This window comes from Streptomyces sp. SID12488 (assembly GCF_010548275.1).
GTDB lineage: Bacteria > Actinomycetota > Actinomycetes > Streptomycetales > Streptomycetaceae > Streptomyces.
Genome location: NZ_JAAGLT010000004.1, coordinates 231,589 through 255,360, shown reverse-complemented (window position 1 = coordinate 255,360; position 23,772 = coordinate 231,589). Strand labels below are relative to the sequence as shown.

Annotated in this window: 19 protein-coding genes; 11 read left to right on the top strand and 8 right to left on the bottom strand. The window is 69.3% G+C overall.

All coding sequences use genetic code 11. The features are described from left to right. Positions 1-138 precede the first annotated feature (138 nt). The gene (locus G3I56_RS09285) at positions 139-939 is read left to right on the top strand and encodes an alpha/beta hydrolase (RefSeq protein WP_343239916.1); all 801 of its coding nucleotides are present in this window, start codon (positions 139-141) and stop codon (positions 937-939) included. A 63-nt stretch (positions 940-1,002) separates the two neighbouring features. Then, entirely contained in the window at positions 1,003-2,952 is a 1,950-nt protein-coding gene (locus G3I56_RS09280) for an FUSC family protein (RefSeq protein WP_164408404.1), read from the top strand. Positions 2,953-3,070: 118 nt separating this feature from the next. On the opposite strand, the gene snpA is transcribed toward G3I56_RS09280, so the two are convergent. Then, positions 3,071-3,742, bottom strand: coding sequence for a snapalysin (gene snpA, locus G3I56_RS09275; protein WP_164408403.1), 672 nt, complete (start codon positions 3,740-3,742; stop codon positions 3,071-3,073). Between the two features lie 212 nt (positions 3,743-3,954). On the opposite strand from snpA, the gene G3I56_RS09270 reads away from it, so the two are divergent. Further along, entirely contained in the window at positions 3,955-4,905 is a 951-nt protein-coding gene (locus G3I56_RS09270; protein ID WP_164408402.1) for a LysR family transcriptional regulator, read from the top strand. Positions 4,906-4,933: 28 nt separating this feature from the next. Here G3I56_RS09270 and G3I56_RS09265 read toward each other — a convergent pair whose 3' ends face one another. Further along, positions 4,934-7,003: a PhoX family protein gene (locus tag G3I56_RS09265; protein ID WP_164408401.1), complete on the bottom strand. Its 2,070-nt coding sequence runs from the start codon at positions 7,001-7,003 to the stop codon at positions 4,934-4,936. A 332-nt stretch (positions 7,004-7,335) separates the two neighbouring features. Between G3I56_RS09265 and G3I56_RS09260 the strand changes: the two genes are divergently transcribed. The 3 genes from G3I56_RS09260 (at position 7,336) to G3I56_RS09250 (ending at position 11,200) form a co-directional block, all read left to right on the top strand. Then, the gene (locus tag G3I56_RS09260; RefSeq protein WP_164408400.1) at positions 7,336-9,072 is read left to right on the top strand and encodes a VWA domain-containing protein; all 1,737 of its coding nucleotides are present in this window, start codon (positions 7,336-7,338) and stop codon (positions 9,070-9,072) included. Between the two features lie 142 nt (positions 9,073-9,214). Beyond that, on the top strand, positions 9,215-10,843 hold the full coding sequence (gene metG, locus G3I56_RS09255; protein WP_164408399.1) for a methionine--tRNA ligase: 1,629 nt from the start codon (positions 9,215-9,217) through the stop codon (positions 10,841-10,843). A 72-nt stretch (positions 10,844-10,915) separates the two neighbouring features. After that, the gene (locus G3I56_RS09250; protein WP_164408398.1) at positions 10,916-11,200 is read left to right on the top strand and encodes a hypothetical protein; all 285 of its coding nucleotides are present in this window, start codon (positions 10,916-10,918) and stop codon (positions 11,198-11,200) included. A 30-nt stretch (positions 11,201-11,230) separates the two neighbouring features. Here the strand turns inward: G3I56_RS09250 and G3I56_RS09245 are convergent, their stop codons facing one another. Both G3I56_RS09245 and G3I56_RS09240 read right to left on the bottom strand, forming a co-directional pair. Beyond that, positions 11,231-11,668: a PIN domain nuclease gene (locus G3I56_RS09245; protein ID WP_164408397.1), complete on the bottom strand. Its 438-nt coding sequence runs from the start codon at positions 11,666-11,668 to the stop codon at positions 11,231-11,233. Next, positions 11,665-11,874: a type II toxin-antitoxin system VapB family antitoxin gene (locus G3I56_RS09240; protein WP_164408396.1), complete on the bottom strand. Its 210-nt coding sequence runs from the start codon at positions 11,872-11,874 to the stop codon at positions 11,665-11,667. The genes G3I56_RS09245 and G3I56_RS09240 overlap by 4 nt, the downstream gene beginning before the upstream one ends. Positions 11,875-11,996: 122 nt before the next feature. Between G3I56_RS09240 and metG (G3I56_RS09235) the strand changes: the two genes are divergently transcribed. After that, positions 11,997-13,721, top strand: coding sequence for a methionine--tRNA ligase (metG, locus tag G3I56_RS09235; protein WP_164408395.1), 1,725 nt, complete (start codon positions 11,997-11,999; stop codon positions 13,719-13,721). Positions 13,722-13,748: 27 nt separating this feature from the next. Here metG (G3I56_RS09235) and G3I56_RS09230 read toward each other — a convergent pair whose 3' ends face one another. The 4 genes from G3I56_RS09230 to aspS all read right to left on the bottom strand — a co-directional run bounded on the left by G3I56_RS09230 (position 13,749) and on the right by aspS (position 18,467). After that, positions 13,749-14,204, bottom strand: a complete 456-nt coding sequence (locus tag G3I56_RS09230) for a hypothetical protein (RefSeq protein WP_203689496.1) — start codon at positions 14,202-14,204, stop codon at positions 13,749-13,751. A gap of 236 nt (positions 14,205-14,440) precedes the next feature. Continuing rightward, positions 14,441-15,427 (bottom strand): intradiol ring-cleavage dioxygenase, encoded by a 987-nt coding sequence (locus G3I56_RS09225; RefSeq protein WP_164408394.1) that lies wholly within the window; start codon positions 15,425-15,427, stop codon positions 14,441-14,443. Positions 15,428-15,584: 157 nt separating this feature from the next. Beyond that, positions 15,585-16,529, bottom strand: a complete 945-nt coding sequence (locus G3I56_RS09220; protein ID WP_164408393.1) for an intradiol ring-cleavage dioxygenase — start codon at positions 16,527-16,529, stop codon at positions 15,585-15,587. Between the two features lie 174 nt (positions 16,530-16,703). Further along, a complete protein-coding gene (gene aspS / locus G3I56_RS09215) occupies positions 16,704-18,467 on the bottom strand; it encodes an aspartate--tRNA ligase (RefSeq protein ID WP_164408392.1) in 1,764 nt (587 codons plus the stop codon). 220 nt (positions 18,468-18,687) lie between these two features. Here aspS and G3I56_RS09210 point away from each other — a divergent pair, with 220 nt between their 5' ends. The 4 genes from G3I56_RS09210 (at position 18,688) to G3I56_RS09195 (ending at position 23,731) form a co-directional block, all read left to right on the top strand. Continuing rightward, entirely contained in the window at positions 18,688-20,901 is a 2,214-nt protein-coding gene (locus G3I56_RS09210; protein WP_164408391.1) for a SpoIIE family protein phosphatase, read from the top strand. A gap of 45 nt (positions 20,902-20,946) precedes the next feature. After that, positions 20,947-22,356, top strand: coding sequence for a cytochrome P450 (locus G3I56_RS09205; protein WP_164408390.1), 1,410 nt, complete (start codon positions 20,947-20,949; stop codon positions 22,354-22,356). A gap of 106 nt (positions 22,357-22,462) precedes the next feature. Next, positions 22,463-23,407: a Bro-N domain-containing protein gene (locus G3I56_RS09200; RefSeq protein WP_164408389.1), complete on the top strand. Its 945-nt coding sequence runs from the start codon at positions 22,463-22,465 to the stop codon at positions 23,405-23,407. Between the two features lie 138 nt (positions 23,408-23,545). Further along, positions 23,546-23,731, top strand: a complete 186-nt coding sequence (locus G3I56_RS09195; RefSeq protein ID WP_164408388.1) for a DUF397 domain-containing protein — start codon at positions 23,546-23,548, stop codon at positions 23,729-23,731. Positions 23,732-23,772 lie beyond the last annotated feature (41 nt).

Sequence of the window (23,772 nt, the reverse complement as noted above, 5' to 3'; positions counted from 1 at the left end):
CGTTCTCGTACATTGCACCGAGCGCAAGGATTCTATTGCACCGAGCAGTCGGGGCGATCTAAGGTCGTTCACATGACCCCTCTTGCACCCATTAAAACGATTGAAACCATTGAACCTATTGCACGTCCAACGCCCCTTATATCCCCTGCACCTCTTGATCCTGTTGACCCTCTTGCACCGCTTGCACCTCTTGTCCTCGTTCACGGTCACCCCTTCGACCACACGATGTGGAACCCGCAGATCGAGGCGTTCTCGGCCACCCGCCAGGTCATCGCCCCCGATCTGCGCGGCTACGGCACCTCCCCGGCGGCTCTCGACACCGCCACCCCCCTCTCGCGGTTCGCGCGGGACATCGAGGAGTTGCTCGACGAGGCGCGGGTCGAGTCGTGTGTGCTCGCCGGGCTGTCGATGGGCGGCCAGATCGTCATGGAGTACTGCCAGCGGTTCCCGGAGCGCGTCCGGGGCGTGGTCCTCGCCGACACCTTCCCCGCACCCGAGACGCCTGAGGGCCGCCTCGCCCGGAACGCGATGGCGGACCGCCTGCTCGCCGAGGGCATGGGCGGGTACGCCGACGAGGTGCTGGCGAAGATGGTGGCCCCGTACGCCGACGCGAGCGTCAAGGCCCATGTCCACCGCATGATGACCACCACGGACCCCCGGGGCGCGGCGGCGGCACTCCGGGGCCGTGCGCAACGCCCCGACTACCGCCTCCTGCTGACCAGGCTCGCCGTCCCGGCCCTGGTCGTCGTGGGCGCCGACGACGAGTTCACTCCGGTATCCGACGCCGAGGCCATGCACGCGGCCCTCCCCGACTCCACGCTCCACGTGATCGAACAGGCGGCCCACCTGCCCAACCTGGAACGCCCGGCGGAGTTCAACAGGGCCCTGGCCGGCTTCCTGGCGACGCGGATCGACCCGGCCCCTGACCCAGCCCCCTGACCCAGCCCGCCACCAGCGCGGACGCGCCCGTCCGGAAACACGCTGTACGGCGATAATGGGCCCATGTCCCGCGAGTTCCCCATCGGCCTCACGCCCCCCGACTGGCTGGTGCGGAATCTCCGGCCCCAGCCGGCCCCGCCCGTCAACCGCCCCGCCGTGGCCCGCGCCGCCATCGCCATGTCGCTGCCCCTGGCCGTCGGCCTCGCCACCGGCCACGCCGCCTACGGCGCTCTGGCCTCGATGGGCGCCCTCTCGGGCGTCATCGGGGACACCGCCGACGCGTACCGGATGCGCATCCTCAACATCGCGATCCCCCAGTTCTTCGGCGCGCTCGGCGTCACCCTCGGCTCACTCGTGTACGGCCGGGGCTGGGCCGCCGTCGCCGCCGTCACCTGCGTGGCCCTCGTCTCCGGGATGATCTCGACGATCGGCGCCGTGGCCTCCGTGTCCGGACTGCTGCTGCTCCTCAACTCCGTGATCGGCGCCGGGCTGCCGCTGCCGGGGGCCTGGTGGCTCGCACCGGCGCTGATGTCCGGCGGCGGGCTGCTGGTGCTCGTACTGGCCCTGCTCGCCTGGCCGCTGCGGTCGGGGGTGCCGGAGCGGGCGGCGGTCGCGCAGACCTACCGTACGGTCGCCGAACTGCTCGCCGCCGGCACCACCGACGGCTACGAGGACGCCCGGCAGGCCGTCACCCAGTCCCTCAACAAGTCGTACGACCTCGTCCTCGCCCGGCGCGCCCGTCACCACGGCCGCAGCCCCGAACTCGTCCGTCTGCTCGCCCAGTTGAACGCCATCACCCCGGTCGTCGAGGCCGCCCCCGCCGCGCACCAGGCCGGCCGCCCGCTGCCGCCCGAGGTCCCGGAGGCGGTCCGCCACCTCGCCGACGCCGTCGAGACGGGCTACACCGGCCCGACCGGGCTGCACATCCCCGCCCCGGCCGACCACACCTCGCGCGCCGTCGAACAGGCGCTGCGCCATGCCGCCGACGTGGTCGGCAGCCGCTCCCCCGACCTGCGCACCGCCGCGGCCGACGACGACCGCCTCGGCCGTCCGGCCACCCTGCGCGCCCGCACCGTCCTCTCGGCCCGGGACGTCGCCCTGTCCGGCGACTCCTGGCGCTACGGACTGCGCCTCGCGCTGTGCATCGGGCTCGCGCAGGTGCTGGTCTCGACCGTCCCGGTGCCGCGGTCGTACTGGGTCGCGCTGACCATCACCTTCGTCCTGAAGCCCGACTTCGGCTCCGTCTTCTCCCGGGCGCTGCTGCGCGCCCTCGGCACGGTCGCGGGGCTGGTGATCGCGGCGGGGGTGCTCGTCCAGGTGCCGCGCGGCTGGTGGGACGTACCCGTGGTCCTTCTCCTCGCCACGCTGATCCCGGCGCTCACCCCACGCGGGTACGGCTACCAGACGGCCGCCATCACCCCGGTGATCCTCCTGCTCTCCGACGTCCTCAACCACCAGGGCGCGGCCCTGCTGCTGCCCCGGCTCCTCGACTCCCTCATGGGGTGCGGAATCGCGCTGGTCGCGGGCTATCTCCTCTGGCCCGAGAGCTGGCACACCCGCGTCGGCGACCGCCTCGCCGACGCGGTCGCGGACACGGCACGCTATGTGGATTCGGCGTTCCGCCCGGAAACCGAGGGTGCGGCACGGGCACGTATGCGACGGCGCCTGTACCGCGATCTCTCCGTCGTCCGTACGGAGTTCCAGCGGGCCCTGACCGAACCGCCGCCCACCGGACGGCGCGCGGCGGCCTGGTGGCCCCTGGTCGTCGCGGTGGAACGCATCGTCGACGCGACGACGGCGGCCCGGGTCCACATCAAGCAGGGCGCCAAGCCGCCGTCCGACGCCGAGATCACCCAGGTCGTCGCACAGCTGCGGGAGTTGTCGGACGGGCTGCGCCGGGTCGAGACCCTGTACGCGGTGCGTACCGACCTCAGCGGACCGGCGGACAGCGTGCTGGAGCCGCTGCGCCAGGAGGTGGCGGCGGCGAGGGCGGTCACGTCACCGCACAAGTAGGCGGCGAGACGAGGGGGGCGCGGGCCGCCCCTGTGCAGAGGGACGACCCGCGCCTGTGGGGGGGGGGTGGGGGGTGGGGGCTACTGGGGAACTCAGGGAACGTTGGGAACGTGGAGAACTAACGCAGGGCCTTCGCGAGCCCGTTGGCCCACAGCTGGTTCACGCGGGAGCGTTCGGTCGAGTTCGGGTTGGCGTTGGTGCAGGACGTGCCGGGGCCGCCGCCCGACATCAACTCGCTGCACGGGCCTGAGTAGTGGTCGGGCAGTCCGAGCACATGTCCGGTCTCGTGGGCGGTGATACGGGTCGGGTTGTACTGCTGGCTCTGCGCGTAGTCGATGAAGATGTAGCCGCTGCCGTGGCCGTCCGTGGAGGCGTACGAGCCCTGGGAGCTGTTGCCCTCGCGGTAGGTGAAGTCGGCGGCGGACGCGGAGCCCGACTGCAGCTTCACGTTGGTCACCGAGCTGTTCCAGATCGAGGTGGAGCGGGCTATCTCGGCGCTGAAGGAGGGCGCGCGGGACGCGTTGTAGATGACGGTGACGGCGGCGGCCGAGCGCGGGTTGGCGGCGCGCTTCTCGGCGACGGACTTCAGTACGGCCTCGAAGAAGGCCTTGTTGGCGGCGGTGTCCTCGGCCGACCCGGCGTACGCGGCCTTCGCGTCGGACACGGTGGACACGGTGGTCGCGGGCTCGGGTGCGGAGGCGGCAGATGCGGGAACTGCCGTACCCAGAGCGAGAGTTGCCAGACTGAGGCCTAACGTGGTCGCCAGGGCACCAGAGGTTGGCTTTCTCATCGATGACTCCTTGTGTGGGGGGTGAGTCGATCGTTCGTACGGTGAGTGTCGGCGTCTGTGCGGCGGCTGTGATGATGGCAAGTCGCGATAGCGCGGCCCTATCACCGGGGGCGGGTCCGCCTGTGTGCGTCTGTCGGAACGCACGGATCCGGCTTAGGGTGCGATGGCATGGACATGTGCATGCGCATGATTCGCGACGCGGAGCCGGTCTCATGGAGCTAGAGGTGAGGCACCTTCGGGCGCTGTGCGCCATCGCCGACACCGGCAGCCTGCACCGGGCCGCCCGCCAACTGGGCGTGGCCCAGCCCTCGTTGAGCACCCAGCTGCGCCGGATCGAACAGGAGCTGGGCGGCGCGCTGTTCACCCGGACCCGGGCCGGCTGCCGTCCGACGCCGCTCGGCCGGGTCGTGCTGAGCCGGGCCCGTCCCCTGGTGGCGGAGATGCGCTCGCTGGTCACGGAGGCGCGGGCCGCGGCGGCGGACGAACCGCAGCTGCGCATCGGCTCGACGGCCAGCCGGGCCCTGTCGGGCTGGCTGCGCAGGCTCCGTCAGCGCCAGCAGGAACCGACCCTCCGCATGGATGTCTCCGCGAGCGCGCTGCTGCGCATGGTCGCCGACGGCCAGTTGGACGTGGCGTTCGTGCACGAGGTCGAGGGCTGCCCGCTCCGTATCCCGGACGGCCTGTGCCTGCGCGTACTGGCCGACAGGGAACCCCAGTTCGTGTCCCTGCCCGCCGACCATCCGGCCGCCGCGAGACCGGTGGTCCACCTCTCCGAGCTGGCCGGCGACCGCTGGATGGTGGACGAGACGGTCGACGGCGAGTTCGACGCCGTACTGCGCATGCTGCACACCGCAGGCCTCAACCCCCGTGTCCTGCACGGCGATTACCACACCGCGGCCTCACTGGTGGCGACCGGCGAGGTCGTCGCCGTCTGCCAGCCGACCTGCCTGCCGCGCCCCGAGATGGCGGTACGCCGGCTCCACGGTGACCCGCTCGGCGTACGGCTGCTGCTGGCGGCCCGTACGGAGACGGAGCTGGACGGGGTGCATCCGGCGCTGGCGGAGGCGTACGAGGAGGTGGCACGGCAGGCACCGGCATACCGGGAGTGGCTGGAACAGAGCACCGGCGCCGCGGCGACCGCCTCCGTCCCAGCACTCCCGTAAGGCCGCCTGCTGAACCGACCCGGCCGGCTCAGACGCCGATGTCGCAGCCGTCCGTACGCCACACGGAGACGACCGCCGGACGGACGATCTTCCCCGGTCCGTCGGGCCACGTGCTGGCGGGCTTCTCCACCGAGGCGCCGTCGATCTCGCCCGGGTGCTGCACGGCGACGAGCACCTGGCGTTCCCCGATGACCGGACCGCAGGTCTCGGCGCCGGTCGGCACGGTCAGGAACTGCTTGAGTTCACCGCGCCGGGCACCCTTCGTCGCGACGCCGAACAGGCCGTCGTGGGAGCCGAGTTGGCTGCCGTCCGTGGAGATCCACAGGTTGCCGTGGCGGTCGAAGGCGACGTTGTCCGGGCAGGAGATCGGGCTGACGTCGTCCTTCGGGAAGCCCGCGAAGTAGGTGGCGGGGTCCTTGGGGTCACCGGCGACGAGGAAGAGCGTCCAGGCGAACGAGGTGCTCTCGGCGCGGTTCCAGCGCTCGGTCAGCTCCAGGATCTGCCCGTGCTTGTTGGAGTTGCGCGGGTTGGCCTCGTCGGTGGCGGCGAAGCCGGCCTTGCCACGGTTGGTGTTGTTGGTGAGGGCGACATAGACCTTGCCGGTGACCGGGTTGGGCTCGATGTCCTCGGGCCGGTCCATCTTGGTCGCGCCGACCTTGTCCCCGGCGAGCCGCGTGAAGACGAAGACCTCCTCGGCGGTCATGCCGTCGACGTGCGAGACGGCCCCCTTGGCGGTGGCGGTCGCCAGCGGGATCCACGTACCGCTGCCGTCGAACTCACCGTCGGCGGGCAGCTTCCCGCTTCCGTCGATCTCGATGGCGGGGGAGTCACCGGTGAGCTTGGCGACGTACAGCGTGCCCTCGTCGAGGAGGGAGAGGTTGTGCTCCCGGACGGAGCGCGAGTCCCCGTGCCGCATCCGCTTGCTGCTCACGAACTTGTAGAAGTAGTCGAAGCGCTCGTCGTCGCCCGTGTAGACGACGGGACGCCCGTCGGAGGTCAGCCGGATGGTGGCGGCCTCGTGCTTGAAGCGTCCGAGGGCGGTGTGCTTGCGGGGCGTGGAGGAGGGATCGTACGGATCGAACTCCACAACGTAACCGAACCGGTGGACCTCGTTGGGCTCCTGGGCGACGTCGAACCGCTTGTCGAACCGCTCCCACTTGCGCTCGGTGGCGCCGGTGCCGATGCCGTACCGCTTGTCGGTGTCGCGGGAGGCGTTGGCGAAGTACTGGTTGAAGTTCTCCTCGCCGTGGAGAGTGGTCCCCCAGGGGGTCGTACCCCCGGAGCAGTTGTTGAGCGTGCCGAGGACCTTCCGCCCGGTCGGGTCGGTGGAGGTCTTGAGGAGATCGGACCCGGCGGCCGGTCCCGTGACCCGGAACTCGGTGGTGGCGGTGACACGACGGTTGAGCGGGTGGCGGAGTACGGGGGTGAGCTTGCCGGTACGCCGGTCGCCCTCGACCACGACGGCGGACAGCCCGTGCGCCGCCCAGGCGACCTCGACCTGCTCGCGGGTGGGGTTGGCGGCGTCGTAGCCGCGGAACATCAGGATCTCGTCGGTGTACTCGTGGTTGGCGACCAGGAGCTTCTGGTTCCCGTGGAGGGGGAGCAGCGCGAGGAAGTCGTTGTTGTACCCGAACTGGCCGGCCTGCGCGGCGGCGGTCTGCTTCTCCGGGTCGAAGGCGGGGGCACCTCGGAGTATGGGCTCGCCCCAGCGGATGACGACGTTCTGGCCATACCCGCCGGGGACGGTCACGGCGTCGGCGGTGTTGGGCGCGACGGGGGTGAAGCGCAGACCGCGCGGCACGGAGGAGTGCGAGGGGGAGGGGTGGTGGGAGGCTGCGGTGGCCGCTTCCGCGCCCTCGGCGCCGACGACGTTCGCGGCGGTACCGGCCGCGGTGGCCACGGTGACGACGGCGGCGGCGCGCATCACGGAACGTCGGCTGAGGGCGCCGGCGATCACATCGCCGAGGTACTCGTTGGCGCTGGTGTTGGGAACCTCGTGGAAGCAGGCGTCACCACACCGGAAACGGCAGGTCATCGCTGACCGGCCGCCAGGATGCGATCCGGACGACGATCCGATCAACGGCAGCAACTTGCGCACTTTACTCTCCCCATGGTGTCCCTATACGTGCCTTTGGTGTCAGCGTGACGCTAGGCGGACGGAAGTGCGACGGTGGGGACGCCGGGTGAACGAAGGGTGAACCCGTGGGAGCGGTAAGGGTATTGGAGTGCGGGGAAGACGCGGACGGGACCTGCCGCAGGCCCGGCCGAGGCCTGCTGGGGGGCGGGGCGCGAGGTTGGCGAAGTGGCGCCCTTGACGCCCGCCGGGTTCCGTGAAAGACCCTGCCCAAGATCGTCAATCCGGACCGCTAACCTTACGTGTCCGTCCTGGCCAGGGATTGACGGCTACAACTCACGTGAAGGGTTGCGCACATGGGCATTCTCACTCTCCTGCGGAACGCGTTCGGCAAGTCACGCAAGGGGCGTGACGCCGAGGCGGCGCCCGCGCGGGAGGCGGAGTCGGTTCCTCAGCAGGGGGTCGCCGAGCCGAAGATTCCGGCACCGTCCCCAGAACCGACCCTGACCCAGTCCCCGACACCGAAGCCCGCAGCGGCCCCCTCGGTCGTGGACGACCTGGTCTCGGCAGCCTTCGACAACGTAACGGTCCCCAAGCCGACCAGGCCGGTGGACGAGCGGGTACCTCCGGTGGCTGAGGCGGTGGCTCCGGTGACTGAGCCGGCGGCCGAGCCGGTACCTCCGGTGGCTGAGGCGGTGGCCGAGCCTGTGACTCCGGTGACCGAGCCGGTGACCGAGCCCGAGGTTGCGGTTGCGGCCGACGCCAAGGTTGCGGAAGAGACCGAGCCGGAGCCGGTGGCCGAGGCGGAGGTCGAGGCCGAGGCGAAGACCGAGGTCGCGGAAGAGACCAAAGCTGAGCCGGTGGCCGAGCTGGAGGTCGAGCCGGAGGCAGAGACCGGTGTAGATCCGGTGGCCGAGGTAGAGGCCAAGCCAGAGGCAGAGGCAGAGCCGGTCGCCGAGACCGCGCCGGAGGCTGAACCGGCCGCCGAGGTGACCCCTGAACCGGAACCCGTCGTCGAGGTGACCCCGGAGCCCGAACCGGTGGCCGAGGTAGTCCCCGAGCCCGAGCCGGAACCTCTGGCCGAGGTGACTCCTGAGCCGGAGGCCGAGCCGGTAGCCGAGGAGGCGACCCCGGAGCAGGAAACGGTGGCCGAGGTGACTGAGGTCGCCCCGGAAGCCGAGACCGAGCCCGAGGCCGAAGCGGTTGTCGAGCCCGAGGCCAAGGTCGAGCCCGCCGCAGAGGAGCCGACCCCCGAGCCCGCTCCCGAGCCGGTGGCCGAGGTGACCCCTGAACCGGAACCGGAGCCGGAGTCTGCGCCTGAGGCTGAGTCTGAGGACCTGGTCCCGGCAGCCGCCGACGCAGCGGAAGCCCCACAGGGGCCACCCGCACCCGAGAACGAAGGCGCCACGGGTGGTGCGGATGGGAACACGGCCGACGGCGAAGCCAAGGCCGGGTCCGAGGCCGTACCCGCAAGCCTCCTCACCGCGTACAACTCCGCCGCCGCCACCCTCGCCACCCTCAACCTCGACAACACCCCCGCCAAGGTCTACCTCGTCCTGGACCGCTCCTCCTCCATGCGCCCGTACTACAAGGACGGCTCCGCCCAGGCCCTCGGCGAGCAGACCCTCGCCCTCGCCGCCCACCTCGACCCGGAGGCGACCGTCCACGTCGTCTTCTTCTCCACGGAACTGGACGGCACCGGCGAGCTGACCCTCCCCGACCACGACAACAAGATCGACGAGCTCCACGCCTCCCTCGGCCGCATGGGCCGTACGAGCTACCACGCAGCCGTGGAGGAGGTCGTCTCGCACTACGAGAAGTCCGGCACCGAGCACCCCGCCCTCATCGTCTTCCAGACGGACGGCGCCCCGGACGCCAAGACCCCCGCCACCCAGTCCCTCACGGAGGCGGCGGCGAAGCACCCCACCCTCTTCTTCTCCTTCGTCGCCTTCGGCGAGCCGGAGAACAAGGCCTTCGACTACCTCCGCAAGCTCAAGACGTCCAACACGTCCTTCTTCCACGCGGGCCCGACCCCTCGCGAGCTGACGGACACGGAGCTGTACGAGGGCGTACTGGCCAACTGGCGCCCGTAACCCCCGTAACCCTCATAACCCTCGTAAAACCTCACGCACGACGACCGACAGGGCCCGGGGCCAAACCCCGGGCCCTGTCCCCGTAATCTCCTCAGCAGAAATCGGCGTGAGCCAATCTCCCCTCGGCCAGTAGGATTTCGCCATGGTGGCCACTGGATCCGAGAAGCGGGGCGGCAAGGCGTACTACGTCTCCACCCCCATTTACTACGTCAACGACGCTCCTCACCTGGGCCACGCCTACACGACCGTCGCAGGCGACGTGCTCACGCGCTGGCACCGTCAGCGCGGCGAGAGCGTGTGGTTCCTCACCGGCACCGACGAGCACGGTCAGAAGATCATGCGCACCGCGGAGGCGAACGGCGTCAGCCCGCAGCAGTGGGCGGACAAGCTCGTCGACGAAGCCTGGAAGCCCCTCTGGGAACACCTGAACATCGCGAACAACGACTTCATCCGTACGACGGAGAAGCGTCACACGGACCGCGTCCAGGAGTTCGTCCAGGATCTCCACGACAAGGGCGAGATCTACAAGGGCGGCTACGAGGGCCCGTACTGCGTGGGCTGCGAGGAGTACAAACTCCCCGGCGACCTCATCGAGGCCGGTCCGGAGGCCGGGGACGGCACGCCGACCACGAAACTGTGTGCCATCCACAAGAAGCCGGTGGAGATCCTCAAGGAGGAGAACTACTTCTTCAAGCTCAGCGAGTACGGCGAGAAGCTGCTCGCCCACTACGAGGCGAACCCGGACTTCATCAAGCCCGAGTCGGCGCGCAACGAGGTCGTGAACTTCGTCCGCCAAGGCCTCCAGGACCTCTCCATCTCCCGTTCCACCTTCGACTGGGGCGTCCCGGTCCCGTGGGACGACAAGCACGTGATCTACGTGTGGGTCGACGCGCTGCTGAACTACGCGACGGCGGTCGGCTACAACGAGAACCCGGAGAAGTTCGGGAACACCTTCCCCGCCGACGTCCATCTGGTCGGCAAGGACATCCTCCGCTTCCACGCGATCATCTGGCCCGCGATGCTGATGGCGCAGGGTCTGCCGCTGCCCGGCAAGGTCGCGGCCAACGGCTGGCTGATGGTCGGCGGCGAGAAGATGTCGAAGTCGAACCTGACGGGCATCAAGCCGCAGGACCTGACCTCCCACTTCGGGGTGGACGCGTACCGCTGGTACTTCCTGCGCGCGATCGCGTTCGGCCAGGACGGCTCGTTCTCCTGGGAGGACTTCTCCGCCCGCTACACGAGCGAGCTGGCGAACGACTACGGCAACCTCGCGTCACGCGTGGCCGCGATGGTCGGCAAGTACTTCGGCGGCACGCTGCCCGAGGCGACGGCGGCGGGCGAGGCCGAGAAGGCCGTCCAGGACGGCATGGCCAAGGCGGTGGCCGAGGCCGACCGCCGGATCGGCGACGAGGTGGACTTCCAGGGCGGCATCCTGGCGATCTTCGACTTCGTGAAACAGGTCAACGGCTACATCACCGAGCAGGAGCCCTGGAAGGTCGCGAAGGACGACTCTCCGGAGGGCAGGGCCCGCCTGGCGACGATCCTCTACACAGCCGCGGAGTCCCTCCGCGCGGTGGCGGTCCTGCTCAACCCGGTCATGCCGGAAACCTCGCAGCAGCTCTGGGACTCCCTCGGCGCGGACGCCGTCCTCGGCGCACTCCCCGACCAGCGGGTCACCGACGCCGCCACCTGGGGCCGGCTCCCGGCGGGCGCGACGATCACCAAGGGCGCGGTGCTCTTCCCCCGCCTGGAGGAGAAGCCGAGCGCGTAGTGCGCAGCACGTACGCGTCAGGCGCAGGGTCCCCCGGGTGCGGGCGCATGCCACCCGGGGGACCCTGCGTCCATGAAGTACAACAAGCTGGAGATCTGGGCCACGGGCGAGTGGCACGGCGTTCGGGGAGCCCGCCCTCTTGGGCGACCCTTCGGGGAGGCAGGTGACTTCACGTGTGGCCGCAGGCAAGCCACACACCCGATGCGGCAATCGCTCGAGACCGAGCTGAACAGGCTGCTGAAGGCGAATGACCCCATCGAGGTGGTCATGGAAGACGGACTGACGCTGTACTTCGCGCCCGGAACAGCGGGGCCGTTCCGCATGGCCGGCGGCGAGGACGAGGACGAGGAGTCCTGACAGCACGGGGCCACGGGGTTACGCCCACGTTCAGGACTCGATCGGCTCGATGGACTCGGGCTCGGCCAGCCACACGGTCGACTGACCCGTGCGGCGGGCGACGGTGTCGAAGTCCCGGTCGTGGTGGAGGAGAGTCAGGCCCGACAACTCGGCCGTGGCGGCCACGAGCAGGTCGACCGGTCCGGCCGAACGGTGCTCGCCGTTGTCGGTGAGCAGCTGCTGGACCTCGCGAGCGCGCTGATAGATGCCGTCGGGCATCAAGGTCCAGGCGAACAACCGTCGTAGGCGCTCCTGTTTGGCATCCCGGTCCTTTCCGGAACGGGCAGAGTAAAGGAGTTCCAGTTCGGTCAGGTCACAGAGCGCGACCAACCCGTTGGCGAGCACCTGCTGCCATCGCTCGTCATACTCATCGCTGCTGAGCAGGCGCACAACGGCCGAGGTGTCGATCAGATACGAGACGTCACTCACCGGCGGTAGTTCCTCTTGTCCAGAAGGATGTCGAAGTCACCTCGCGCTCCCATCTCCCGGAGCTCAGCCAGCGCTATGGCCCGGCTGCGCCGCTTGGCGACTTCCAGCAGCGCGGTGTTGACGGTGTCCTTCTTGGTCTTGGTGCCCAGCAGGACCTGGGCTTCCGCCAGAGCCTCGTCGTCAACCTCGATGAGCAGCTTCGACATGACAGACCTCCCGCTATAGACGCGTGACATGTTGAGTATATACGGCATCGCGAGGGTCCACTCGCAGCTACGATTTCAAGGTTCGCGAAGCAGCAGGAAACCAACCTGGGAGCAGCCCCCCGATGGCTCGACACCTCATCACCAGCGCCCTTCCGTACATCAACGGGATCAAGCACCTGGGCAACATGGTGGGGTCCATGCTCCCGGCGGACGTCTACTCCCGTTACCTCCGCCAGCGCGGCCACGACGTCCTCTACATCTGCGCGACGGACGAGCACGGCACCCCGGCCGAGCTGGCCGCGAAGGAGCAGGGCATCCCCGTGGCGGAGTTCTGCGCGCAGGCGCACGACGCGCAGAAGGCGGTGTACGACGGGTTCGCGCTGGCCTTCGACCACTTCGGGCGGAGTTCCTCCCCACAGAACATGGAGATCACCCAGCACTTCGCCCGCCGACTCAACGAGAACGGCTTCATCGAAGAGCGCGCGATCCGCCAGGTGTACAGCCCCACCGACGGCCGCTTCCTCCCGGACCGGTATGTCGAGGGCACCTGTCCCCACTGCGGCTACGACAAGGCGCGTGGCGACCAGTGCGAGAACTGCACCCGGGTGCTCGACCCGACCGACCTGATCAACCCCCGGTCCGCGATCTCCGGCTCCACCGACCTGGAGGTCCGGGAGACGAAGCATCTCTTCCTCCTCCAGTCGAAGCTCCAGCACGAGGTCGAGGAGTGGGTGACCGCCCACGAGGGCCAGTGGCCCCACCTCGCCTCCTCCATCGCCCGCAAGTGGCTCACCGAGGGCCTGCACGACCGCGCGATCACCCGTGACCTGGACTGGGGTGTCCCCGTCCCGGCGGACACCTGGCCGGAGCTGGCGGCGGAGGGCAAGGTCTTCTACGTCTGGTTCGACGCCCCGATCGAGTACATCGGCGCAACGAAGGAGTGGTCGGACGAGCAGCCGGAGACCAGGGACTGGAAGTCCTGGTGGTACGAGGCCGACGCGGGCGACAACCCGGTCCGCTACACGGAGTTCATGGCGAAGGACAACGTCCCGTTCCACACGGTGATGTTCCCGGCCACGGAACTCGGCGTCCGCGAACCGTGGAAGAAGGTCGACGTCGTCAAGGCCTTCAACTGGCTGACGTACTACGGCGGCAAGTTCTCCACGTCCCAGAAGCGGGGCGTCTTCACCGACCAGGCGCTGGCCATCCTCCCGGCCGACTACTGGCGCTACTTCCTGATCGCCAACGCCCCCGAGTCCGACGACTCCTCCTTCACCTGGGAGCACTTCACGGCCACGGTGAACAAGGACCTGGCGGACACCCTCGGCAACTTCGTCAACCGCGTCCTCTCCTTCTCGAAGAAGCGCTTCGGCGACGAGGTCCCGGCGGGCTCGGCGGCCGGCGAGGCGGAGGCGAGGCTGGGCGAGCAGATCGCCGAGCTGCTCGCGGAGTACGAGAACCAGCTGGAGGCGCTCCAGTTCCGCAAGGCGGCGGCAGCCCTGCGCGCACTGTGGTCGGCGGGCAACTCCTACCTGGAGGAGAAGGCTCCCTGGCTGGAGATCAAGACCGACCAGGACGGCGCGGCCCTGACCCTCCGTACGGCGATGAACCTCATCCACCTCTACTCGGTGGTCTCGGAACCCTTCATCCCGGCGACGTCGGCGACCATGCGCGCGGCGTTCGCGCTGCGGGACGACACGAAGACGTGGGTCACGGCCGACGAGGCGAAGTCGCTGTCCGCCGTCCCCGCGGGCACCGCCTTCACGGTCCCGCCGGTGCTGTTCGCGAAGCTGACGGACGAGGACCTGGCGACGTACAAGGAGCGCTTCGGCGGCGCACCCGAGTGACCCTGCCTCCGCCCCCGTGCCCGCGCCTTACGCGGTGACACCGAACCGCCCGCCAACTCCCAGGAGCTGACGGGCGGTTCCTTCGTTCGGGTCGTCGGCGCCCGAGTCGGCGTCGGCGCCCGGCGGACCGGATGCGAGCCCGAGGGCGCTGCGGGCGGCACTGACGTACTGGAGACCCTCCACAGCGGTCTGCCTCGCGAGCGCGTACTCGGCGGGCGTGCGGGCGGTGGCCAGTTGGCCACGGGCGGCGTGATGCCGTCCGGTCGCCTCGGCCAGCGCCCGCGCGGCGGCTTCGTCGGCCCCCGGCCGCAGACCGGCCAGACTCCCGCCGAGCCGCACCACCCACCGGTTGGCCTCGACCTCGGCGTCCAGCCCGGCCAAGCCGGACGCGACCATGTGCGTCCCCGCCTGCCTGCGCAGAAGGACGACGGAAGCCACCGCTCCGACGATCAGCAGCAGCGTGAGCGGAACGACGATTCCCATGACTTCCTCCAGCGAACAACGGGTGGCGAACAACGAGCGTGAGTGGAACGTGCCGTGAGGTGCGGTTACCCCACTGCGACAGTTCCCATCAAACGCCCCGCCACTGTGCCCTTCCGACGAGAAGTCTGTGTGCTCCCTGCGAACCGCCAGTGTGCGTACGGAGCTTCCCCGAACATGACGAAGGCCCGGAACCGGGGCGAGGGTTCCGGGCCGGCCCTTCGTGGGCCGTACGTCCGTCAGCTCGCCGTCTCCGACACCGACGCTGACGCTGACGCGCTCGGCTGCGTCGAGTCGCCCGTGCCGTCGTTGGTCGCGTCCGGGTCGACGCCCATCGTGATGGAGCCGATGACGCCCTTCGCGATGTTCTTCTTGTTGTACTTCAGCTTGAGCAGACCACCGGCGGTGCCGCTCTGGTCGTAGATCGTGTCCTCGGTGAGCGTCGTGCGCTCGGTCGTCGACGTCGAGTACGGCTCGACCGTGGCGGAGAGCAGCACCGACTCCTCGTCGAGGAAGAACTGGCCGGTGTGGCAGGTGGTGCCGCCCTCGTAGCCGGCGTCCGTCCAGGTGCCGTCCACGTGCACCTTCGTGTGGATGTGGACGGTGCGGCCCCGGTACCAGCCCGGGAAGACCGTCTTGAAGGTGACCCGGCCCTGCCGGTCGGTCTTCCAGGTGCCGCGCAGGTAGCGCTTGTCGTCGGTGGGCTCCTCGTGCACACCGCCACCGCCCGTGCCGCCGGAGGGGGCACCGGAGGGCGCGTCGGTCGGCGGCTCACCGGTCGGGGTGCCCGAGGGGGCGTCCGTCGGGGCGCCGCCACCGCCGCCGGTGGAGAGGCTCTCGTAGCCGGAGTAGAGACCCAGGGCGTCGCAGTGCCAGATGTCGACGGCCGCGTTCACGATCGGCTTGCACGACTCGGAATCGATCACCCGCAGGCTCAGGGTCAGCGGGATGCCTTCCTTGTCCTCGGTGATGTCCTGGCGGAGCTTGTCCGCGTCGATGTAGTACGGGCCCTCCGTGGTCTCCGAGGTGAGCGTGTAGCAGACCTCGGAGCTGCTGCCGGAGGCCTTGGGGGTGGGATTCTTCCTGCCCTTGCCCGTCTCACCCGCGAACGCGCCGGCCGCGAGTCCGCCCGCGACGCCCACCGCGGCGACCGCTCCGGCGCCGGTGACGACGACCTTCCGACGCGTCAGATCCTTTTTGTGCTTCGGCCCTTGAATCTCTGTCATGGTCGTGAAAACTAGGTAAGACGCCTGTCAGGACCATGGGAAAGGACTGTGCTTTCCTTTGCCTTTTTACGGACGCGAGAAAAAACGCGCGAAAGGGGCGGAAAACAGTTGTCCATTTCCCGCCCCAGACTCACGAATTAGGGAAGCCTAACCTTATTCAATTGCTGTCGTTCGTCTCGTCCGGTGCCACGCCCATCGTCAGCTCGGCGTGAACCCCGCGCCCGATGTCCCGCTTCTTGTACCGCAGCCACAGCAGCCCGCCCTCGGCCCCGTTGTCCGGGTAGATCCCGTCCTCGTCGAGGGTCGTACGGGGGGCCGTGTTCGTCGAGTACGGGTCCACCTCCGCCGAGAGAAGCACGGACTCCTCGTCGAAGAACAGCTGGCCCGTGTGGCAGGTGTGCCCGCCCTCGTAACCGGCGTCGGTCCAGGTGCCGTCCACGTGCACCTTGACGTGGATGTGCACGCAGCGGCCCCGGTACCAGCCCGGGAACACGGTCCGGAAGGTGACGTAGCCGTGCCGGTCCGTCTTCCACGTGCCGCGCAGATAGCGCTCGTCGTCGGTCGGCTCCTGGTGGCCACCGGGCCCGCCCGGACCGCCCGTCGGGGGCGGACCAGTGGGTACGCCCGTCGGCTCGCCGGACGGCGGGGTGCCGCCGCCACCGCCACTGCCGTTGCCCATGGCCTCGTAGCCGGAGTAGAGGCCGAGCGCCGAGCAGTGCCAGATGTCGACGGCCGCGTTCCGCACCGGGCGGCAGGTCTCGGCGTCGATCACCTTGAGCCGGAGGGTGAGGGGGATGCCCTCCTCGTCCTCGGTGACGTCCTGGCGGAGCTTGTCCGCGTCGATGTAGTACGGGCCCTCGGTCGTCTCCGTGGTCAGCACATAACAGGCCTCGGGTGTGCCGGAGGGGGTGCCCGACGGGGTGCCGGAGGGCAGGTTCCCGGGGCCGTGCACGCCCTTGCCCGCCGGTACTCCCTGCGCCGACGCGAGTCCGGCACCGAGGGCCACCGCCGTGGCCGTCACCGCCGTCGCGCCACCGGCGACGACGACTCTACGGCGCGTCAATTCCCGCTCTGCTGCTGTCTGTCGGGGGGTCTCAGTCATGACCCGGGAGATTATGAATCCAACCTGTCAAAGCCCTGTGATTCCTGAGGGTGACATAAGAATGGCCATGAAAATGGCTCGGAATCGCCGCCGATTCCGAGCCATTCACCGAAGGCCGCAAAGCCCCCTTTTTCAATTACCGATACTTCCGATAATTCCGGTACTTCCGATAATTTACTTCGGCTGGGGCTTGCGCACCGAAATGTGGAGCTCCCGAAGCCGAGCCTCCTCCAGCTCCGTCGGCGCGCCCATCATCAGGTCCTGGGCGTTGCCGTTGAGCGGGAACGCGATCGTCTCGCGGATGTTCGGCTCGTCGGCGAGGAGCATGACGATACGGTCGACGCCGGGCGCGATCCCGCCGTGCGGAGGGGCGCCGAAGCGGAACGCGCGGAGCATGCCGGCGAACTCGCGCTCGACCGTCTCTTCGTCATAGCCCGCGATCCCGAACGCCTTCAGCATGATGTCGGGCTCGTGGTTGCGGATCGCGCCGGAGGACAGCTCCGTACCGTTGCAGACGATGTCGTACTGCCAGGCCAGGATGTCCAGCGGGTCCTGGGTCTCCAGGGCCTCCATGCCGCCCTGGGGCATCGAGAACGGGTTGTGCGAGAAGTCGATCCTGCCCGTCTCCTCGTCCTTCTCGAACATCGGGAAGTCGACGATCCAGCAGAACCGGAACACGTTCTCCTCGAAGTGCCCGGCACGCTTGGCGGCCTCGACCCGCACCGCGCCCATGATCTTCGAGACCTCGTCGAACTCGCCCGCGCCGAAGAACACGGCGTGACCGGGGGCCAGCGAAAGCCGCTTGGTCAGCTCGGCGACGTTCTCCTCGGTGAGGAACTTCGCGATCGGTCCGGACAGCGAACCGTCCTCCGTGACCCGCACCCAGGCCAGGCCCTTCGCGCCCAGCGTGACGGCGAAGTCACCGAGCTGGTCGAAGAACTTCCGGGACTGACCGGCGACGTCCGGCACCGGCAGGGCCCGTACGTGCTTGCCGGCGAAGGCCTTGAACTCCGAGCCCGCGAAGACGTCGGTGATGTCGACCAGCTCCAGCTTGGCGCGCAGGTCCGGCTTGTCGGAGCCGTACTTCAGCATCGCCTCGCGGAACGGGATGCGCGGGAAGGGCGAGGTGACCTCGCGGCCCTTGCCGAACTCGGTGAACAGCTCGGTCATCAGCCGCTCGATCGGCTGGAACACGTCCTCCTGCTCGACGAAGCTCATCTCGACGTCGAGCTGGTAGAACTCGCCCGGCGAACGGTCCGCGCGCGCGTCCTCGTCACGGAAACAGGGCGCGATCTGGAAGTAGCGGTCGAACCCGGAGATCATCAGCAGCTGCTTGAACTGCTGCGGGGCCTGCGGCAGCGCGTAGAACCGGCCCGGGTTGAGGCGCGACGGCACGACGAAGTCGCGGGCGCCCTCCGGGGAGGTCGCCGTCAGGATCGGCGTGGCCATCTCGTTGAAGCCCAGCGCGGTCATCTTGTGCCGGATCGCCGAGATGACGGCCGTACGCAGCATGATGTTGCGGTGCATGCGCTCGCGACGCAGGTCCAGGAAGCGGTACTCCAGGCGCCGCTCCTCGTTGACCCCGTCCTCGGCGTTGATCGTGAAGGGCAGCGGCTGGGCGGCGCCGAGCAGCTCCACCTCGCCGACCTCGACCTCGACCTCGCCCGTGGGCAGCTCGGGGTTGATGTTCTCCGCGCCGCGCGAGACGACCTTGCCGTCGACGCGGACCGTCGACTCCTTGGAGACCTTGTCGAGGGCCTCGTAGGCGGGCGTGCCGGGGCGGGCGACGAGCTGCGTGATGCCGTAGTGATCGCGCAGGTCGATGAAGAGGATGCCGCCCAGGTCGCGCCGATTGTGCAGCCAGCCGCTCAGCCGGACGTCACTGCCGACGTCAGAGGCGCGGAGCTCGCCGCAGGTGTGGGACCTGTACCGATGCATCGTCGTTCATCCAGCCTTCGCGGATCGGGGATCAGGGATCGAGGTTTGGATGTTTCACGTGAAACATCCAAACCTCCGAAAGTACAGACCCAAGGGTACCGGCCGCCCCGAGACCGCTTCCCCGCAATTAGTTCGGGCGCGTAGCCTGTACCGCTCCTCGACAGGGTGCTCCGTACAGCTTGGGTGGCACGCTGCGATCACCTCTCCATAAAGTGGGTCAATGCGCACTGGTGAGCCCCTGCCCGCCGTGGGGGACGTCCTGGTCGCCCTCGCAACCGGCATGTGGCATTGGGACACAGCCACACAGCTGGTCACGCTCGACGCCGAGGCGGCCCGCCTGCTCGGCCTGCCCGCCGAGCCGACCACCCTCACGGAGGCCGCAACCCGGGCCCGCCTCCACCCGGTCGACTGGAACGAGATCGTCGGCGTCATCCAGCTCGCCGTCGCCGAGGACAGCATCGCCGAGGTCCGGGTCCGCGTCATGGACGAGCAGGGCCGGGTGATCCGTACCGCACGCAGCCGCGCAAAGCCGACCTTCGACACCGATCGCAAGGCCTACGACGTCATGGGCACCCTCCAGGAGGTCACCGAGCCCTCGCCGGGCATCGCCGCCCGCACCCCGGTCACCGGTGACTGGCGCCGCTCGCGGGAGGCGTTTCTGCTGGACGCGGGCCGGGCACTGGCCGAGGCGCGGTCCACGGAGGAGGTGCTGCGGGTCGCGGCCGGCCTGTCGATGCCGGGCTTCTCACCGGACGGCCTCGCCGTCTTCGGCGTCCAGGGCGACCGCCTCACCGTCATCGGGCATCACGGCCAGCGCCCCGGAGACGAGCGTCCCTTCTCCCACATGCCCCTGGAGACCGACTACCCGGCCGCCGAGGTGGTCCGCACCGGCCGCGCCGTCTACCTCTCCTCCCCCGAGGCCTACAAGGCCCGCTACCCCACCGCCTGGCCGCTCGCCCAGGTATTCGACCGGCAGTCCTGGGCGTTCCTGCCGCTGACCGTCGCGGGCCGCACGATGGGCGCCTGGATGGCGGGCTTCGCCTACCCGGTCAGCTTCATCCCCGACGAACGCTCGGTCCTGACGACGGTCGCCCGCATGCTCGCCCAGGCCCTCTCCCGGGCGGGCGTCGCCGAGTCGGAACGCGAACTGACCGACGGCCTGCAACGCTCGATGCTGCCGACCCTCGGCCCCGAGATACCCGGCATGGAGGTCGCCGCCCGCTACATACCGACCGGCGGCGGCCTCCAGGTCGGCGGCGACTGGTACGACATGATCCCGCTGCCCGGCGGCGGACGCTTCGCCCTGGTCATAGGCGACGTCCAGGGCCACGACGTCCGCGCCGCCGGCCTGATGGGCCAGCTCCGCATAGCGCTGCGCGCCTACGCCTCCGAGGGCCACCGCCCCGACGCAGTCCTCTCCCGCGCCTCCCGCTTCCTGCACGGCATCACCGACTCCGCGAACAGCACGGTCACCGGCGACCTGCGCTTCGCGACCTGCCTGTACGTAGAGGTCGACCCCGCGACCGGCGTCCTGGAGATCGCCCGCGCAGGCCACCCTGACCCGGCGATCCGCATGGCGGACGGCACGGTACTGACCCGCCCGACCGCCGGCGGCCTGCCCCTGGGCATCGACCCGGACGCCGACTACCCCACCACCCTCCTCGCCCTCGAACCCGGCGAGACCATGCTCCTGTGCACCGACGGCCTGATCGAGACCGGCGGCCACGACCTGGACACCGGCTGGCTGCGCATCCGGGTGACCCTGGAGGAACACAAGGGAGACATCGAGAGCGCCGGCCTGGAGCACCTGGCCGACGCCCTCGTCCAGGCAGTGCACGGCCCGTTCTCCCACCACACCACCGGCCCGCTGGCCGACCGCCGCGAGGACGACATAGCGCTGCTGCTCCTGAGCCGCCCCGGCGACTGCGCCACCGACGGAGCCCAGCCACCGACACCACGCCCCACCGTCCGGCGCACCATGCTGACGATCGCCCAGGCGGAACCCGAGCGCGTCGCCGTCGCCCGCCAGCAACTCCGCGAACAGCTCCACGACTGGCCCTGTCCCGACCAGGTCGACTCGGCGGTCCTCCTGATCTCCGAGACGACCACCAACGTCCTGGTCCACACCGACGCCGACGCCCTGGTCGTCGCCGAGGTCACGGGCGAACCCGGCGCACGCCGTATCCGCGTCGAGGTGACGGACGTGAGCGACGACCTCCCGCACAAACGCCGCCCGGGCGAACTGGCCTCGTCGGGCCGGGGCCTGATCCTGATCGAGATGCTCGCGGACGCGTGGGGGGTCGACCCGCGGGGCGAGGGCAAGAGCATCTGGTTCGAACTGTACGAGAGGGACCCCGAGAAGGAGGAGAAGGAGAGCGAGATGAAGAGGGCTGCGGAGAAAGAGGCGGACAAAGAGGCGGAGCAAGAGGTGTAGGACGAAAGGGTGCCCCGGGCGCCAGGAAAAGCAGATGATACGACCATGGCCGTCACGCGCACCGCCCGCAGAACCGCCCCCGGGACCACACACACCACCGCTCCCGTCCCCGGCCCCACCGGCCACCCCCTGCTGGGCTCGGCCCTCGACCTCCGCAGGGACCCGCTCGCCACCTTCGTCCGCGCCCAGCGGGAGCACGGCGACGTGGTCCGCGTAACGGCCGGCCCGCCCGGTCTCCGTACGGTCATGTACTGCGTCTTCTCCCCCGAGGGCGCCCAGCAGGTCCTGGCCACCCAGGCCGCCAACTTCCGCAAGGACAACGCCTTCTACGAGGAGATACGCCAGACCGGCGGCAACGGCCTCCTGACCAGCCAGGACGACGACTATCTCCGCCAACGCCGCCTGATCCAGCCCCTGTTCACGAAGAAGCGCGTCGACGGTTACGCCGCGACGATCACCCGCGAGGCCGAGGCGACGGCGGAACGCTGGCGGAACAGACCCGACGTGGACGTCGTACGGGAGATGGACCGGCTGGCGCTGCGCACCGTCGCCCGCGTCCTGTTCGGCGCGGATGTCGAGGCCGCGGTGGACGTCATCCACGCCAACTTCCCGGTGGTCAGCGCGTACATCACGGCGCGCGCCTACTCACCGCTCAGGGTCCCGCGCACCTGGCCCACCCCGTCCAACAGACGTGCGGAGACGGCGACACGGGCGGTCTACGAGGTCTGCGACAGGATGATCGCGGCGCGCCGGAGCAAGGGGAGCGAAGCGGCCGACGAGGCCGCCCAGGACCTGCTCTCCCTCCTCTCCCAGGCGCAGAACGAGGAGGACGGCAGCCTCGACGCCACCGAACTCCGCGACCAGGTCCTGGTGTTCCTCCTGGCGGGCCACGAAACAACGGCGACGTCACTGGCCTTCGCCCTCCACCTCCTGGGCCGCCACCCCGAGATCAGGGCCCGGGCCCAGCAGGAGATCGACGCGCTGCCGTCGGAGGAGCCGTACACGGCGGCGACCATGGACCAACTCCCGTACCTGACCAGGGTCCTGAAAGAGACGATGCGCCTGTATCCGGCCGCTCCGCTGATGGGCAGGCGGGCGGTGGCGGAGACGGAGATCGACGGCCACGTCATCCCGGCGGGCGCGGACATCCTGATCTCACCCTGGGTCACCCACCGCCACCCGGCCCACTGGGACAACCCCGACCACTTCGACCCGGACCGCTTCACCCCCGACCAGGAGACCGCCCGCCACCGCTACGCGTGGCTCCCCTTCGGCGGCGGCCCCCGCGCGTGCATCGGCCGCCACTTCTCGATGCTGGAGTCGGTCCTGGCCCTGGCGGTACTGCTGCGCGAGTACGACATCGAGGCACCGGACACGGACATCCCGGTGACGGCGGCGGTGACATTGCAGGCAGTGGGGGAGGCCCGGGTGGGGCTGCGGGCGCGCAGGCGGTGACGCGCCGCAGAATCGATGCTTCTATCCCTCTAAAGGATGAACAAGCTTGCTATAGACGTATGTTGGTCCACCGTCTGCCTACTTTCCGAGGCGGAGGTGATGCTCGATGTACGAGCAGAACAACAACACGCCGTCGGACGAGTCGACGGCACAGCGGCAGGACGCGATCGACATCAGCGACTTCGTGTTCGCGGCCACGGGGTCGCGGGTGCGGAGGCTGACGATGCCGGACGGGGAACACTGGTTCCCGGCTGCGGATGTGGCCGGCGAGCTTGGCTACGCAAACACGCGGGATGCCCTGCGCCACGGCGTCGCCCAAGAGCACACAACATCGCTGGCCGAACTTGCACCAACCGTCGACAGGACCGACGGTTCGCGCAAGATTGCAGGTCACGGGCTGAAGAAGCACATGAAGATGGTGAATCTTCGCGGGCTCATCCAGCTCGTCAACGGCTGCACGAAGCCGGAATCACAGCCCTTCAAGGCCTGGGTCTCCGAGGTCATCGCCACCCTGCAACGCAACGGTTCCTACTCCCTCGAACCGGCCCCCGTACAGCCCGCCCCCACCGGCGGCACCGCCTACCTCATGCCCCAGCAGGTCACCGACGCGATCGTGCGCCTCGAAGAGCGAAACATGCAGATGGACGAGGCCCTGGCAGCCTTCGCGGGAGAGCGGAACGACCTGCTGCGCCAGATCGGCCACAGCCAGCTCATGATGGCCGACGCGCTGCGGGACATCGCCCAGTCCCTCAAGCACTCCGCCACGAACCGCCCCCACCCCACCCCTGTACCGGAGTTGACGCCCCAGCAGCTCCTCGCCACCTGGAAGGCGAAGAACCTGGTCGTCACCGACGACATCCACGCCGTGGCGGCCTACCTGGCCCCGGCGCTCGTGCACGGTGAGGCCAGTTACCGCCTGGAGGAGATCGCCACTCGCACCGGGCTGCCGCACGACCGTGTCCACGACTGCGTGCGGATGCTGCTCAAGCGGGGCTGCGTCCGCCAGATCGGATGCGCTCCGGATGGCGCACCGATCTACGTGCTGCCGTAACCGAACCCGGCGAAACAGACAGGCCCGAAGCCGCAAAACAGAGTTGCGGCTTCGGGCCTTTTCGTACCGTACCGGACCGCACAGCCCGGCCGCCGGAGAACCACATCCCGCCCTCGGACGGAAGTTGACGGAGAAGCCATGAGCGCCGAACTGCCCTGGCGCAAGTCCAGCCACAGCGGCGACTTCGAGGACGCCTGCGTGGAAGTCGCCCCCTGCCGCCTGGCCATCCACGTCCGCGACTCGAAGCTCGGCACTCGGAGCCCTCGGTTCGCGGTCCCCCCGGACGCCTGGAACGCCTTCATCACGTACGCCGCAGGAACTTGAGCTTCGAGCTCCGGAACCCGAGCCTCTTTTGTGGTTCCTCG

Bases quoted from the DNA above. Each gene is read 5' to 3' on its own strand.
- G3I56_RS09225 (WP_164408394.1), bottom strand. From the start codon at position 15,427: ATGACAGAGATTCAAGGGCCGAAGCACAAAAAGGATCTGACGCGTCGG.
- metG (WP_164408395.1), top strand. From the start codon at position 11,997: ATGGCTCGACACCTCATCACCAGCGCCCTTCCGTACATCAACGGGATC.
- G3I56_RS09220 (WP_164408393.1), bottom strand. From the start codon at position 16,529: ATGACTGAGACCCCCCGACAGACAGCAGCAGAGCGGGAATTGACGCGC.
- G3I56_RS09200 (WP_164408389.1), top strand. From the start codon at position 22,463: ATGTACGAGCAGAACAACAACACGCCGTCGGACGAGTCGACGGCACAG.
- snpA (WP_164408403.1), bottom strand. From the start codon at position 3,742: ATGAGAAAGCCAACCTCTGGTGCCCTGGCGACCACGTTAGGCCTCAGT.
- G3I56_RS09260 (WP_164408400.1), top strand. From the start codon at position 7,336: ATGGGCATTCTCACTCTCCTGCGGAACGCGTTCGGCAAGTCACGCAAG.
- metG (WP_164408399.1), top strand. From the start codon at position 9,215: ATGGTGGCCACTGGATCCGAGAAGCGGGGCGGCAAGGCGTACTACGTC.
- aspS (WP_164408392.1), bottom strand. From the start codon at position 18,467: ATGCATCGGTACAGGTCCCACACCTGCGGCGAGCTCCGCGCCTCTGAC.
- G3I56_RS09280 (WP_164408404.1), top strand. From the start codon at position 1,003: ATGTCCCGCGAGTTCCCCATCGGCCTCACGCCCCCCGACTGGCTGGTG.
- G3I56_RS09270 (WP_164408402.1), top strand. From the start codon at position 3,955: ATGGAGCTAGAGGTGAGGCACCTTCGGGCGCTGTGCGCCATCGCCGAC.
- G3I56_RS09205 (WP_164408390.1), top strand. From the start codon at position 20,947: ATGGCCGTCACGCGCACCGCCCGCAGAACCGCCCCCGGGACCACACAC.
- G3I56_RS09195 (WP_164408388.1), top strand. From the start codon at position 23,546: ATGAGCGCCGAACTGCCCTGGCGCAAGTCCAGCCACAGCGGCGACTTC.
- G3I56_RS09210 (WP_164408391.1), top strand. From the start codon at position 18,688: ATGCGCACTGGTGAGCCCCTGCCCGCCGTGGGGGACGTCCTGGTCGCC.
- G3I56_RS09230 (WP_203689496.1), bottom strand. From the start codon at position 14,204: ATGGGAATCGTCGTTCCGCTCACGCTGCTGCTGATCGTCGGAGCGGTG.
- G3I56_RS09250 (WP_164408398.1), top strand. From the start codon at position 10,916: ATGAAGTACAACAAGCTGGAGATCTGGGCCACGGGCGAGTGGCACGGC.
- G3I56_RS09240 (WP_164408396.1), bottom strand. From the start codon at position 11,874: ATGTCGAAGCTGCTCATCGAGGTTGACGACGAGGCTCTGGCGGAAGCC.